Annotated in this window: 13 protein-coding genes and 1 pseudogene; 3 read left to right on the top strand and 11 right to left on the bottom strand. The window is 62.7% G+C overall.

Annotated elements, in window-relative coordinates; genetic code table 11:
- Window positions 1-127 precede the first annotated feature (127 nt).
- From PG879_RS17980 to PG879_RS18020, 9 genes and pseudogenes are all read right to left on the bottom strand, one after another.
- Window positions 128-595, bottom strand: coding sequence for an NUDIX hydrolase (locus PG879_RS17980; protein WP_143237835.1), 468 nt, complete (start codon window positions 593-595; stop codon window positions 128-130).
- Between the two features lie 64 nt (window positions 596-659).
- Window positions 660-1577 carry a pseudouridine synthase gene (locus PG879_RS17985; RefSeq protein WP_270830535.1) on the bottom strand — a complete coding sequence of 306 codons (918 nt, stop codon included), beginning with the start codon at window positions 1575-1577 and terminating at the stop codon, window positions 660-662.
- A gap of 73 nt (window positions 1578-1650) precedes the next feature.
- A pseudogene (locus PG879_RS17990) lies at window positions 1651-2116 on the bottom strand (GNAT family N-acetyltransferase).
- Entirely contained in the window at window positions 2113-2328 is a 216-nt protein-coding gene (locus tag PG879_RS17995; RefSeq protein WP_185975464.1) for a hypothetical protein, read from the bottom strand. The pseudogene PG879_RS17990 and the gene PG879_RS17995 overlap by 4 nt, the downstream one beginning before the upstream one ends.
- Complete coding sequence (locus tag PG879_RS18000) at window positions 2315-3076, bottom strand: DUF3142 domain-containing protein (protein WP_113978181.1); 762 nt, start codon at window positions 3074-3076, stop codon at window positions 2315-2317. The genes PG879_RS17995 and PG879_RS18000 overlap by 14 nt, the downstream gene beginning before the upstream one ends.
- A gap of 3 nt (window positions 3077-3079) precedes the next feature.
- Window positions 3080-5200 (bottom strand): hypothetical protein, encoded by a 2121-nt coding sequence (locus PG879_RS18005; protein ID WP_270830536.1) that lies wholly within the window; start codon window positions 5198-5200, stop codon window positions 3080-3082.
- Between the two features lie 157 nt (window positions 5201-5357).
- The gene (locus tag PG879_RS18010) at window positions 5358-6140 is read right to left on the bottom strand and encodes a hypothetical protein (RefSeq protein WP_048208058.1); all 783 of its coding nucleotides are present in this window, start codon (window positions 6138-6140) and stop codon (window positions 5358-5360) included.
- A gap of 103 nt (window positions 6141-6243) precedes the next feature.
- Window positions 6244-6537, bottom strand: coding sequence for a hypothetical protein (locus PG879_RS18015; protein ID WP_042014257.1), 294 nt, complete (start codon window positions 6535-6537; stop codon window positions 6244-6246).
- Window positions 6538-6988: 451 nt separating this feature from the next.
- Window positions 6989-8416, bottom strand: a complete 1428-nt coding sequence (locus PG879_RS18020) for an alpha/beta hydrolase (protein ID WP_223931267.1) — start codon at window positions 8414-8416, stop codon at window positions 6989-6991.
- A 410-nt stretch (window positions 8417-8826) separates the two neighbouring features.
- Between PG879_RS18020 and icd the strand changes: the two genes are divergently transcribed.
- Window positions 8827-10080: an NADP-dependent isocitrate dehydrogenase gene (gene icd, locus PG879_RS18025; protein ID WP_010673630.1), complete on the top strand. Its 1254-nt coding sequence runs from the start codon at window positions 8827-8829 to the stop codon at window positions 10078-10080.
- A 66-nt stretch (window positions 10081-10146) separates the two neighbouring features.
- On the opposite strand, the gene PG879_RS18030 is transcribed toward icd, so the two are convergent.
- Both PG879_RS18030 and dsdA read right to left on the bottom strand, forming a co-directional pair.
- Window positions 10147-10323 carry a hypothetical protein gene (locus PG879_RS18030; RefSeq protein ID WP_010673631.1) on the bottom strand — a complete coding sequence of 59 codons (177 nt, stop codon included), beginning with the start codon at window positions 10321-10323 and terminating at the stop codon, window positions 10147-10149.
- 339 nt (window positions 10324-10662) lie between these two features.
- Entirely contained in the window at window positions 10663-11994 is a 1332-nt protein-coding gene (gene dsdA, locus PG879_RS18035) for a D-serine ammonia-lyase (RefSeq protein WP_270830537.1), read from the bottom strand.
- A gap of 215 nt (window positions 11995-12209) precedes the next feature.
- On the opposite strand from dsdA, the gene dsdC reads away from it, so the two are divergent.
- Together dsdC and PG879_RS18045 are read left to right on the top strand one after the other, a co-directional pair.
- Complete coding sequence (gene dsdC / locus PG879_RS18040) at window positions 12210-13154, top strand: DNA-binding transcriptional regulator DsdC (RefSeq protein ID WP_052814981.1); 945 nt, start codon at window positions 12210-12212, stop codon at window positions 13152-13154.
- Between the two features lie 349 nt (window positions 13155-13503).
- On the top strand, window positions 13504-13911 hold the full coding sequence (locus tag PG879_RS18045) for an H-NS family histone-like protein (protein WP_010673634.1): 408 nt from the start codon (window positions 13504-13506) through the stop codon (window positions 13909-13911).
- Window positions 13912-14197: the final 286 nt, after the last annotated feature.

Genomic DNA, 14197 nt, shown 5'->3' on the forward strand with positions numbered 1-14197 from the left:
CGTATTCTACCAGAGTTTTGCGCCCCCGGTCACATCTCCCTGCCGCCGTTCCCCTTGGAAGCCCGGTGGCGGGAAATCGTTTTTCTTGTCTCGGCCCCATAGCGTCAAAAAGAGCGTCAAATGGCGCTTAGATGAAGGCCTTGAGGGCCGACAGCGGCAGGCGGGTGCCTGCCAGATAGTCCTGGATACACTGCCACACCAGGGGGCTTCGCAGGGCGGGCTTGCACTCGGCAATCTCCGCCAGGCTGAGCCAGTGACAGGCCAGTACGTCACCGTCGGGATCCTCTGGATGGTGCTGACCGGGCGCCTTTTCAAGGTCGAAGATGACGGCGGTGCGCACAAAGGTGGCCTCGCTGTCCGCCGGTTTGAAGAGGTAGACCCCAAGCCAGCCGGTGGGCGCGGCGGTGAGTCCGGTCTCCTCCTTCAGCTCGCGGCAGGCCGCCTGGATGAGATCTTCTCCCGGCTCCACGTGGCCGGCGGGCTGGTTGAAGCGGCGCTGGCCCGCAATCTCCTCTTCCACCAGCAAGAAACGCCCCTGCCAGTGCACCAGAGCGGCCACGGTGAGGCGGGTGGGCAGCGGTGGGTGATCGCTCATAAGGACTCCTTGTCTTGTTGGCTGTGCCCCGGCAGGGGCGCTCGATGCAGATCCGCTGTCGCCTTCATTCAGAGGGCTTGGTGCGAGCCGGACGGCGGGCGGTGGTGCGCCCGCCGCTGCGATTGGCCTGGCGCGGGTCTGCCCCGCGGCGGTCCCGCCCCCGGGCTGGATCCTGATCTGTTGGCTGGGCGGTGCGGGGGGCACTGCGGCCAGTGCCCCCGGCTGCGGCGGATGCCCGTGGTTTGCCTTGCGTGGCGGCTGGTCGTGGCGCGGGGGCCAGATCGGGGGCGGGCAGGGCGCGGCTCTCTCCCGGCGCGAGCCCATCGAGGGTCCACTCCCCGATGGCGTAGCGGATGAGGCGCAAGGTGGGGTGGCCGATGTGGGCGGTCATGCGCCGCACCTGGCGGTTGCGCCCCTCTACGATTGTTATCTCGAGCCAGCAGGTGGGGATCTCCTTGCGCTCGCGTATGGGCGGGTTGCGTGGCCACACCACAGGGTCATCCATGATGCGCGCCCCGGCGGGCAGGGTCATGCCGTCGTTGAGTTCCACACCGGCGCGAAGGGCGGCCAGTTTCTCCTCGCTCGGGATGCCTTCCACCTGCACCCAGTAGGTCTTGGGGGTCTTCTCTCCCGGCTGGGTGAGGCGTGCCTGCAACTTGCCGTCGTTGGTGAGCAGCAAGAGCCCTTCGCTGTCTCGATCCAGCCTGCCCGCGGCATAGATGCCGGGCTCTTTGATGTAATCCTTGAGGGTCTCGCGGCCCGCCTCGTCGGTGAACTGGCAGAGCACCATGTAAGGCTTGTTCAGGAGCAGCAGCTTGCGAGCCGCCGGGGCGGGGGCCGGTTTGCGCTCGTTGACGCTCCCTGGGTGCCGGGCCTCCCGGCGTTGGGATGGGCGCGCCGTGGTAGGCCCGCTGGCCGTGCGGCCTGCGTCAGGGCGGGCGGAGAGGGAGAGACGGGGGCGGGCTGATTTCATCGCATGCATACCAAAAACAGGGGATGGCGGAGTGTACCACAGGGGGCGGCCGTCAGGGGGAGGGCGGGGCTTCCCTCTCGGGTCAGGGGGAGGCGGTGTCCGGCGCCAGTGCGAGGGAGAGGCGCAGCATGTCCTTGTGCTGGATGCCGTGCTCCATCAGGGGCTCGGGATAGTGGATGAGGAAGTGATCCTTCACGACGGCATGGACGCGAAAGCCGTGGCGCTGGTAATAGGTGAGCTGGTGACCGAAGCTGCCGGTACCGAGCTCGACGCGGCCTATCCCCTTCCCGGCCAGGTTCTCCAGCACGAAGCGCAGCAGGCCGGAGCCGATGCCCTGCTGCTGGCGGTTGGGGGCAACGGCGATGTTGAAGATCTCGGCGGTTTGCTCCCCCACCAGGCCCGCCACGCAGGCCCCCACGACCTCGTTGTCCGCCAGGGCGGCAAAGCCCCAGGCCCCGGGCAGGTAGGCGGCGATGCGCGACGCGGCGGGATCGGCCTCCAGCAGCGGCCAGCGGCAGGTGGGCGGGGTTCATCTCGACAAACGTCATCCTTGTTTCTCTCCCTGTTTGTGACGGCGCGCGCCGCGCAGCACGATGGCGGGCTTGACCGATGTGGTGGCCCGGACGGCGTTCCTCTCGCACGGCATCTCGCCCGGTGTGGATGCCACCAGCCGGATCAGGGTCTGCCACGGCTGCTTGCCGTGGGCACGCCCTTGCCCCTGTGTCCCGATGGGGTTCACCCGCGTCTCAGTGGGCGTCATGCCGGGGAACAGGGGGACTGGTCCCTGGGATCGGCGCCGGGCGGTTGAGCAGGAAGACCACCTCGCCACGGTAATGGGGGGAGGCGGCCAGTGTTGTCTGCCAGGCGGGATCCCACTCCCCATCCTGCACCAGCCCTACCTTGAACGGGATGGTCAGGTGCGCCATGGCGGGCAGATAGGCCTGATAGCCCGGCACCGTGCGCGTGCCCTGATAGGTCTGGATCACCAGCTCGTCCACGGGCAGGCGATTGAGCTCTGCCACGTCCCCCGTTTTCGCCCAGTCGAGCAGCCCCGTCACGCTGAGCTTGCACCCGGGAGGCAGGGCGCGCCGCAGTTGTTGCAGGGCGTTGCCATAGCGATCGAGCTGGCGGGTCGCCGCATCGAAGTCTATCTGGATGCCCGCCACCCTGGCCCCGGCCGCGCGCCACCCCTCGTAGAGGCGCACCAGCACCTGCTCGTGGGCGGGGGAGAGGGGGAGGGCGTTGACACGCACCACCAGCCAGACCTGCCCGGCCTTGAGGGGGGAGGGAACCCGCCCCAGCTTGACGAAGCGGGAGCCGCCGGGCCTGTCCAGGATCTCCCCCTGATGCAGATAGAGGGTGCTGGCCTGTTCCAGTACCGGCTGGTGGCGGGTGGCGGACCAGAGCCAGAAGGCGTCATAGGCGCTGGCATCGACACTGGCCTCAAGGGGGGTGGCCAGGGCCGTCAGCAGCAGCGCCAGAAGGGCGCGTTCAGGGGGGCTGCTCATGGCTCACCAGTAGTATTTGAGGGATCTGGCCCACACCGAGTTGCCATAGCGCTGCTTGAGGGTGTTGAACCAGGCCTGCCGGGTGCGTTTGGGGATCTCCTGGCTGTCGCAGCTGTTGTAGCCGGAGGGGGCATAGCACTGGATGGCGCGATAGAGGGCATAGCTCTTGTCTTCGGGCTCCGCCTTGGGGTTGGCCATCACGGCCTGATAGAGGGCGAGGCGACTCGGGAACGTGGGGCGCTCGTCTTGCGCCAGCCCCCAGATCATCTCGCGATCCTGCCACAGGTCGATATGGGGATCCCGGCTGCGCAGATACTCCCCGAAGCAGTTGAGGGCATGACCATCGTCGGGGCGCTGCACCAGGGTGCCAAGGGTCTGGGCCAGATCCCGGCAGTGGTAGCCCTGGGGCGTCCCCTCTCCGCGCCACTGGAACGCCGAGAGGCGCACATCCCCGTTGGGCACGGGTTCCCAGGGCGCGTCGGCGGGAGGGGTCGCCTCCTTGTAATCGGCGGGGATGAGGGCCACATCCTGCAAGAAGGTGGCCGGGTCGCTGGCGATGAGATCCCGTACCAGCAGGGTATGGAGCGCAATCTGCCGCTCCGCCGCGCTCGGGCCCTGACTGGCTTGCTGGCGCAACAGGGCAGGTTCGGCCTCCTGCTTGAGCACGGCCGCGCGGATGCGCAGCTGGGTGATGGGGCTGCCCGGCTGGAAGATGGCGGCCGTGTTGCCGGTGCGCACCCAGTGATCCGCCAGCACGTTCTCCACGAACGCCTGCTGGGCCTGACCCAGGGGGGAGGCCACCAGCGCCATCAGTGCCTGCTCGGCCTTGTCGAAGGCCTTCATGCCCTGCCAGGCCCAGATACGCAGCATCTGGTGGCTGAATGCCAGGGTGGCGTCCTCCTGCCCCGGGGAGGGCAGGGCCAGCACCTGCTCGAACTGCTTGTCCAAAAAGAGGGCGTAGGCCTTGAGATAGGCCGCCTGCGCCTGGTGACCGGTTTTTTGCAGGTGCGCGATGGCGTCGTCCAGCTGGGCATCTTGCCAGTCCCGCGGCCGCTCATAGGTCGGTCTGAGACCCCGCAGGGCATTGACGAACAGCAGCGCCGGCTGGGCCGAGTCCTGATAGGCCGCCTGATGGCGATAGGCATCGCCACTGAGCAGGGTGAGATCGATCTCGTTGACCAGGGCCTCCAGCGCCGGCAAGGGCTGGCGGGTTGCCATGGCCTCGTCATAGGCATCCCGCAGGGCGCCGAGATCACCGGCCATCCACTGGATGCGTCTGAACAGTCCTCTGGTCGAGCTGGCGTAGCGCCCTTGCGGGTAGGCCACCAGATAGGCCTGACCCTGGGCCATGGCGCGGCGAAGGGCCTCCTTGTCACTCCTGGTCACGTCCTGATCGCCGTATTCGTCCTTCGCCTCCTTCATCGCGAGGTTGATCTCCGTGCGCATCACCATGTAGGTCGCGCTCTCGGCCACCCAGGGGGCCTTGGCCTGCTGCAAGGCGGCAAAGCCTGCGCGGGCCTCCTCGAAGCGGCTCTCGTAGAAGTGCCGGGCGGCCTGCAGATACCCCTGCCACTCCAGGGTAGCACCGCTCATTTCGGTCGCGGGGGCCGGGCTCTCCTGCTGCCCCAGGATCAGCAGACGGCTTCGCAGCAGCGAGGTGCGCTCCGGGGCGGGCACCTCGCTCTGCTCGAGGGCGTCCAGAAACGCGCTGACCGAGGAGAGGGAGTTGGAGATGGCGTGGCCGTAGAGGGAGTCATGGCCCGCGTAGTGCTCGAGCAGCGGGGGGAGGGACGGGTCGTAGGCGGCCAGCCGGCTGCCGAGCTGCTCGCGCAGCGCCGGGTCCTCCACCTCCTCCGGCTGGGGGAGGCGGGTGAGGTAGAACAGCGGCTGGCTGCGCTCGTTCAGCGGAGCTGCCGGCAGGGTGAAGGGGAGGGGGTGATGCTGGGCATCCCCCAGCAGCATCAGCAGGTTGCCCCGGGTGTCGTTCTCGTTGAGATAGAGCGGATAGGTGGGGAGAGGGCAGTCGGTGAGCCAGAAGCCGCACCCGTCACCGTCGCCGGAGGCGAGAGCGGGCAGTGCAACCAGCGTCATCGCCAGCACCGAGCAGTGGGTCAGAGATGTCATGGGATCGCTATCCGTTTGTGGGCCCGCGCTGTGCATGACGCCCGGGCCGGAAAAGGGGGTTCGCAGTGGCGGGCAATAGTACGAAAGAGGGTCACAAACGACAACCCATTCTGACCTGGTCGGCGCTCTCTCTGTCAGGACGCCTGCGCCATGCCGTCTATTTCGGCGCGGCCTTGTCAGGCTGGTAGCGGGTTTCGGTTATCTGGTCGAGGCGCAGGATCAGGGTGTCACCCCCCTTGAGGCGATAGGCGCAGTGGGAGGTGTTGCAGCCGATGCGGATATGGGGTTCATCCCCCAGCAGAGGGGACTGGCTATGGGCCTTACTCTCTGGCCAGTTGCCTTGTTCGAGGAGGGTGATCTGCTTGTTAGCCTCTTTCTCCCCCATGGGTCTGGTGTATTCAGATGCCCAGATGACCAACAGGATAGGAAGCATGAAAAGTGCAAATTTCAAATAGGTATTCTTTAACCAAATCAGACAACTAAATGTAAATGGAGCGGGATAGGTGCGGGCAATTTTCCCACCCTTCATCACGATGGGAAGCAGAACAAAAAAGCGGACCACCCACCATGAGAGAGTCAAGCGCCACCTCACCTTGAAAAACAGGCATGAGAGCGTGGCAAAGAGCACTCCAACTGTCATGACGAGAGGGAACACGTAAGGCAAGAGCAGCTGTAGCAGCAGCAGGAATCCGTGAAAAAGAGTGACATCCGCTGGTTGGGAGAACTCGGTGTATTCAAGGCCGAAGCGGTCAAGATAGCCGTGGTAATATCGCATCCCGACCAAATAGATAGCCGCTGTCAGCAAGGGGAGCAGGGCGCACAGGATGCCGACAAACCCTGGCATGCCTACTTTTTCTTCTTCCTCGTCTTTTACTGCCCGTAGCGCTTGCAGATGCTTCTTGAGCCACTTGCGCTTCAGTGCGGTTAAATCCTTTTCCATCTGAGATGTCTCCCTGCCCTGAGCATGTGCTCTTTGCTGCTTCGCGGGTGTCAGCATCTGCCATCGCCATACATCGCCATACAAAAAGGGCGAATGTGGATGCTTATACAGGGGGCTCTTCGGTGCGAAAGAGCGCCTTGCCGCAGGCGAGGCAGGTGTGGCGAAAGCGATGATCAGGCCAGCCGGTCTGGGGGTGGCCCAGCACCTTGTCGGAGCCGCAGGCGCAGCAGCGCGCCCCCAGTTCATCGTCGATGGCGCATTCGGGATGCTGGTGCAGGTAGTCGGCGCGGGTAGGCAGACGCAGCCAGTCGGGCTGGGCATGGCGCTGGTTCCAGAAATAGCACCCATAGAAGGTGCCTGCGGCGACGGGCAGGGCAAACCACCAGAAGAGATCCATGTCATGACTCCGACGAGAGGGGATGAGGGCGGCAACAACCCGCTCAGCAGGCGCGGTGCGGCCCCATTTTATCGGGGCGGGAGTGGGGCGGGATATGCCCGGATGGGTAACAAGCGAACCTGCTGGTGGTCGGGCTGGCAAGCCGCAGGGCCGGGGTTGGGGATTATCTATCCATTAAAGAGATGGGTTGTGTCATAACCTATCGCATTTTTGGATGGACAAGGGGGCCTTTCCGGTCGCAAAGCCCGGAGAGCGGGGAGTTTTTGTGAAAAAAAATGTGCATATCCTCGTCATGCCGATCTCAAGGGAGTCATTGAGCAAGTTATAAATATCAAGGTATTGATATCAATGGCAAAAACAGTGCTTTTATCAGGCGTTTTCAGGGTGGCTTATGGGGTTTCATAAGGAGCTTTAACCCATTTTCTAGATTGGTTTTTGCATAATCAATCGTTTATTTTGTTGGACAATTGGGGAAAACCTGGTGTCCAATCGGGTGAGCAGGTTGGCCAAACAGTGCCGTCAGCCAGTGTGTAACCCGAGATGTAAGGAGACATCCTGATGGAAAAACTTGACCAAAAAATCGACACCATGCGCCAGGAATTCGAGTCCCAGGGGCAAAAACAGGCCCAGGACAGATGGCAGGCCAGGGTCGATGAACTGCAACGGGAGCGCAGCGAAGCGCCCCAGCCGGAAGCGGCAGAACACTAGCCCCTGGCGGCCTTGTGGCCACCAAGTGAGCGCATAATGAAAAACCACCGCCCTGTTCGGGGCGGTGGTTTTTTTGCGCAGTGGCTAGAGGCGATAGAGGGGCCGCATCGAACAGCTCCGCGCTCTCGCCGGTGCCGCCGTTGAAGACGGTGTGGAAGAAGCGCAGCACCTTCTCGTTGGCGAGGGCATCCCCTTCGAAGTAGGCGTGAGAGTCCCCCACATGGGGCTGATTGGTCACGTCCACGTAGGTGGCCGTTCTGGCATCCAGCCGCCGGGTGTAGTGGCCGAGCCTCGCCTTTTGCTGCTCCCCCATCTTCATGCGCGATGCCATCAGGGCACCATCGCGCTCATTGATGGTGATGTAGAGGCGGTTGCGACACTGGATGCGATCGACCCACTGGGCGTGAAGCTCGTTGTTGGTGTCGGCGGCGGCCATGATGATGTTGTCGAACAGCAGCTGGTTGGCGTGGTAGGTGGTGCTGCCCAGCAGGTGCTTGAACAGGTAGTTGCCCATGCTGTGCAGCAGCAGGTTGATGGTGAAGGGGCATCGCTTGTTTACCTCCTTGGCAAAGTAGCGATCCCAGGCCTCGCCGTTGTCTGCGAACTTCTTCTGGGCCTTCTCTTCCAGCTGCGTCACATACTGGCCGTTGAACTCGTCGAGCAGCCCCTTCATCTTCTCCAGCACCCGGTCAAGGGCCCCGGCCGAGGCCAGGGCATCGCGCTTGTCGCTCTTGTAGCTCAGCACGCCCCGGGCGCCGCCGCCATTGGCGGGCCAGCTGAAGCAGAGCACCTCGACGCCGTACCGGGCCTCGAGCCCCGCGGCTCGCTCCAGCACATCGTCAAGATCGTTGTTGAAGCCGTGTACGAACAGCAGCAGGTGTTTGCCGGTCTTGAGCTTCTGTTTGGCCGTGCTGCCGGTCCCGGCGCAGCGCTCCAGCAGCTTGCGCGCCACATAGGCGCTGGCCGGGTGGGGGAGGTCGGGGTCAAGGCCGACGCTGGCGGCCATCTCGGCGGTGATCTGATCCGGCAGCAGGTCCAGCTGCCACTGCTTGCCCTGACGCCGGGCCTCGGCGAGGCGCAGTTCGTTGGGGCCCTCTGCGGGTTTTTCGCCAAAGATCTCGCTGGGGGTCTTGCCCTGCTCGTTGACCATCCGGTTGGTGACGATAAACATGGTGTTCTCCTTGTTGTCGTGCTCTCTTCATGACCGGCCACGCCCCGGGCGCCCCGATCACTGGCAAAGAGCCTAGTCCGGATCCGGCAGCCTGTCCCCCGGCGCGCCTTGCCTCGCCAAAGGGGTTACGACGATGTAAAGGCGAACGGGATTTGGGGGAGTGGCGCCTTCGGGGCGGCGAGGGCAGGGAGACGCTGTCATCACTAGATGAAGAGGCCCGGATGGACGGGGCCTGCGCCTCGTCAGGACCTGAGGGCGGCGAGGGAGGAGGGGATCCTCAGGCGCACTGTGATCCACTCCCCGACTATGGTCTGACATGCATGCCCGCTATTTGATTATGCAAATGGATGGGCTTAAGATGGCCGCGCGCAACGATCAGATTGATAACAAACGGAAGTTAGGAGATGCCGATGGAAAGCAAAGTAGTTATCCCGACCCAGGGCCAGAAAATCACAGTCGATGCCAGCGGCAAGCTGCAGGTTCCCCACAACCCCATCATTCCGTTTATCGAAGGGGATGGTATCGGTGTGGACGTGACCCCGGCCATGTTGAATGTGGTGAATGCTGCGGTCGAGAAAGCCTACAAAGGCGAGCGCAAGATCGCCTGGATGGAGATCTATACCGGCGAGAAGTCGACTCATGTCTATGGCGAAGGTGCCTGGCTGCCGGCCGAAACCCTGGATTTCATTCGTGAATACTGCGTGGCCATCAAGGGCCCGCTGACCACCCCGGTCGGCGGCGGTATTCGCTCCCTCAACGTGGCCCTGCGCCAGGAGCTGGATCTCTACGTCTGCCTGCGCCCGGTCCGTTACTACGAAGGGACCCCGAGCCCGGTCAAGCACCCCGAGCTGACCGACATGGTGATCTTCCGCGAGAACGCCGAAGACATCTACGCCGGCATCGAGTGGAAGGCGGACAGCGATGAAGCCAAGAAGGTGATCGCTTTCCTGCAAAACGAGATGGGCGTGAAGAAAATTCGCTTCCCCGAGTCCTGTGGCATCGGCATCAAGCCCATGTCCAAGGCCGGTACCGAGCGTCTGGTCCGTGCCGCCATCGAGTACGCCATCGACAACGATCGCGACTCCGTGACCCTGGTGCACAAGGGCAACATCATGAAGTTCACCGAGGGTGCCTTCAAGGATTGGGGTTATGCCCTGGCCCAGAAAGAGTACGATGCCCAGCTCATCGACGGCGGCCCCTGGTGCTCCTTCAAGAACCCGAAGACCGGCAAGACCATCGTGGTCAAGGACGTCATCGCCGATGCCTTCCTGCAACAGATCCTGCTGCGTCCGGCCGAGTATGACGTCATTGCCTGTATGAACCTCAACGGCGACTACATCTCCGACGCGCTGGCGGCCCAGGTCGGCGGCATCGGCATCGCGCCGGGCGCCAACATCGGCGATGGCGTTGCCCTGTTCGAAGCCACCCACGGCACCGCGCCGAAATACGCTGGCCAGGACAAGGTCAACCCGGGCTCCCTCATCCTCTCTGCCGAGATGATGCTGCGCCACCTGGGCTGGACCGAGGCGGCTGACCTCATCGTCAAGGGGATGGAAGCGGCCATCGCCAACAAGACCGTCACCTATGACTTCGAGCGTCTGATGGAAGGTGCCACCCTGCGTTCCTGCTCCCAGTTCGCCCAGGACATGATCGACCAGATGTGATCCGGGTCGTTGAAATGCAAAACCGGCGCCATGAGCGCCGGTTTTTTTATGGAGGAGAGCAGGTCGTCAGGTGGTTTTTTCCACGTGCTGCTCGTAGATCTGCTGCCATTTGCTGGTCTCGGCCTCATCTCCACGGGCCTGCCAGAATTCGCAGATGGAGCTGGCGAGCTCGGATGCCATGGCGTGGTCTCCGTCACGGCGGCTCATCAGATATTGTCCCAACCAGCTTTGATATTGTTTCATCGCCCGATCTCCTTATCTAAGGTGCCCAGAGGGGAGTGCTCCAGGCGTCAAGGTCACGCAGGAGCGATTCGAACTGGGCACATGTTGTGCTGCGCCCGGCAGGTGTTGGTCGCCGGAACCGGTGGTTATCTCACCGGAAAAAGGGGACAACGGGGCGCAGATGTCAAAAAACGGTCTCTATCGTATCACAAAATAACCAGTCGGTGGGGCTGGATGACAAATCAGGCTGTCCAGCAGTCTGGCCGTCTGTGTCATGGGGGCGAGGGCTGAGGTGCCATCTTGCTGATCTCGCAGCAGAAAAACCCGCCAGGTCGGCGGGTCACGGGGGCGAAAAAAAGATCAGATCCGGGCGCAGGCCAGGTATTTTTCCATCTCCTCGGCGGGCACCATGCCGCCGCCGGTGGCCCACACCAGGTGGGTGGCCCCGGCCATCTTGGCTGCATCCAGTCCCTGCCCACTCTGCCACTCAAGGTTGGCGGCCACTCGCCAGGGGCCTGCCATGCCCGCCAGTGCCGAGGGCTCGAGCCGGATCTCTTCATCCCGGGCCAGGAGCCCCAGCAGGTCGTACATCTCCTGATCGCTCAGGGTGTAGAAGCCCGCAAGCAGGCGTTCCATGGCGCGGCCGACAAAACCGGAGGCGCGTCCCACCGCGAGGCCGTCGGCGGCGGTGAGGTTGTCGATGCCAAGGTCTTGCACCGCAATGGCATCGTGCAACCCGGTGTGGACCCCGAGCAGCATGCAGGGGGAGTGGGTAGGTTCGGCGAAGAAGCAGTGCACGTTGTCCCCAAACGCCAGCTTGAGACCAAAGGCCACCCCGCCGGGGCCACCGCCGACGCCGCAGGGTAGGTAGACGAAGAGCGGATGGTCGGCGTCCACCCTGATGCCCATCTCGTCGAACTGCTTTTTAACTCGCTCGCCCGCCACCGCATAGCCGAGGAACAGGGTGCGAGAGTGCTCGTCATCGATGAAGAAGCAGGCGGGATCGCGTTCGGCCTCCTTGCGCCCCTGCTCCACCGCCACCCCGTAATCCTCGGCATATTCCACGACGATGGCGCCATGTTCGCGCAACTTTTTCTTCTTCCACTCCCGCGCATCGGCGGACATGTGGATGGTGACGCGAAAGCCGAGGCGGGCGCTCATGATGCCGATGGAGAGGCCGAGGTTGCCGGTCGACCCCACCGCGATGCTGTATTGGCTGAAGAAGTGGCGGAACTCGTCCGATAACAACGTGCGATAGTCATCCGTCTCGCGCAGCAGCCCAGCCTGGATGGCCAGGTGTTCGGCATGGGCCAGCACCTCGTGGATGCCGCCGCGCGCCTTGATGGAGCCGGAGATGGGCAGATGGCTGTCTTGTTTGAGCAGCAACCTGCCGGTGAGTTCGACGCCATAGCGCCCATTGAGGGTCCCCTGCAGGGTCGGGATGGCGGCGATCCCGGACTCGATGATGCCGTGGCTGGCGCGGGTTTCGGGGAAGGCCTCGCACAGGTAGGGGGCGAAGCGGGCGAGCCGGGCGGAGGCGGCGGCCACATCGTGCCGGGTGAGCCCCACATGGGGCAATCCTTCCGCGAGTGAGGTGGCCCCCGGATTGAACCAGGTCACAGGGGTGAGGGCGATCAGCGGTTCGAGCAGGGGAAAGCGGGCGATGAGCCCGGCAATGTCGGTGTGTGTCATGAAAGCCTCTCGGGGTGGTGACGTAATCATCCCATTGAATGGCACCAGCGTTGCCGTGACAAATGATAAAACGCGTCGCTTGGATGAGCCCAGTTGATGCAAATGGTCATCTGCCCTGCTGTACCTTCGAATACGGGTGACTTGAGTCTTCCTGGTGAATGCAAACCTCGCCCTTCTGGTATCATCCGCCAGATAAAAGAGAGGGAGGCCCAACCATGCAACGCGATGAGCACCCAGGGGTGAGGAGCAAGCTGCTCAGCAGCCATCAGCTCGCCAGGCTCCACACCTTCGAGGCGGCGGCCCGCCACGGCTCCTTTGCGCTCGCCGCCGACGAGCTCTCCTTGAGCCCAAGCGCGGTGAGCCACCGCATCTCGGCCCTGGAAGAGGCGCTCGGGTTTTTGCTGTTCCAGCGCTTTCACCGCAAGGTAGCCTTGACCACGGAGGGGCAGCGCATCTTCTGGGCGCTCACCTCCTCCCTGGAGTTCATCAATCAGGAGGTGCTGGAGATCAGGGAGCAGGCGCTGTCGGGCTCCCTGACGCTGCACTCGCGCCCCTCCATCGCCCAGTGCTGGCTGGTGCCAAGGCTCGCCGATTTTTCCCGTCTGCATCCTCACATCGAGCTCAACCTGCTGACGGGCAACGAGCACATCAACCTGCACGGCTACGGCATCGATCTGACCCTCAACTTCGATGCCAGAACCCCGACGGGCCTGGCCATCCACCCCCTGATGGATGAATACATGGTGCCGGTGTGCAGCCCTCAATACGCCAGCGACCACGGTCTGATGGGGGAGGTGGGGAATCTGCAGCAGTGCCGCCTGCTCCATGACAGACAGGCCTGGGGCCTGGACACCGACAGCGACGAGTGGCGCACCTGGGGGAGTCACTGGCATCTCTCCCTGGAGGCCTGCTCGTCACACATGGGATTTGATCGAGCGGATCTGGCGATCCTTGCCGCCACCCACCACGCCGGTGTCGCCATGGGGCGCAGGCAGCTGGCAAGCCAGGCGCTGGCGAGCGGAGCGCTGGTGATGCCCTTCCCGGACATGGCGGTGCGCTGCGAGCCGCGTTATTACCTGGCGACCCTCCCTCATCGCCAGTGTCCCAAGATCCAGGCATTCATCCGCTGGATACAGGATCAGGCGCAAGGGGCATCCTGAAACGGGACCTGGTTTATTGTCCGCGAAGGTGATGCCCATGAGCGCACTATTTGTACAATAAGGGCCGGCACTGCTGCTAAATGACTTGGCGCAGAGCGACGCGGGTAAGAGATAACAGCGTGAGCAACGGATGAGGTGAGCCTGAGATTAACCGGGGAAAATAGGAAATAAAGTCTGTGAGAGTATTCCCAATAAGTATCAGGCAGGGAATTAACCACGGTGAATAATGTCCATATGGTGTCAGCGCTTTGCCGGATGGTATAAAAACATTATGTTGTTATCCAATGGGCATGCTATTCTCAAATCGTGTTATCCCTGTGACATACAAAAATAATTCTGTGAGGAAGTAATGAACGAGTTTCTGAAGGTTCTGCTGAACATTCGCAGCTTGCGCGCTGCCATTCGTGAACTGCCGTTTGAGCAACTGCAAGAAGCGAAAGAAAAGTTTGACCTGGTATATAACGAGCGTGCCGAGTCCGTTGAACAGGAACGTGCCGAACAGGAAGAGCGTCAGCGCAAACTGAATGAATTCACCGAAATGCTGCAACAGGCTGGTATCGATCCCCGTGAGCTGATCGGCAGCGTGGCGGCTCCGGCTGCGGCGGGCACCACCAAGAGCAAGCGTGCTCCCCGTCCTGCGAAATACAAGTACCAGGAAGACGGTCAGGAGAAGACCTGGACCGGTCAGGGTCGTATGCCCAAGGCCATCGCCGAGCAAGTTGCGCTGGGCAAGGATCTGAACGATTTCCTGATCTGATCGCCGGATCCGGATCTCGATAATGCCGCCTGCAGGGCGGCATTGTTATTTTCAGGGTTCAGAGGATGTCGCAGTAAAACCCAATTGCGCAGGTTACTCCGGTTAATTGGAGAGCCTCGTCTGGAATAGCCATAACCATCATGTGCCCAATAAAGTTGGCGCATCATCTTCCACGCCACCTCGCCACTTATACGCACTGAGGACTCATACCAGGGCAAGATCGCGAACGTTTTTTAAGCAGGGCACGAGGATTTGACCGACCGAACAGGGTGTGATCTTATACTCT

Origin of the sequence: Aeromonas sp. QDB63 (genome assembly GCF_027707425.1) — a bacterium.
Lineage (GTDB): Bacteria > Pseudomonadota > Gammaproteobacteria > Enterobacterales > Aeromonadaceae > Aeromonas > Aeromonas caviae.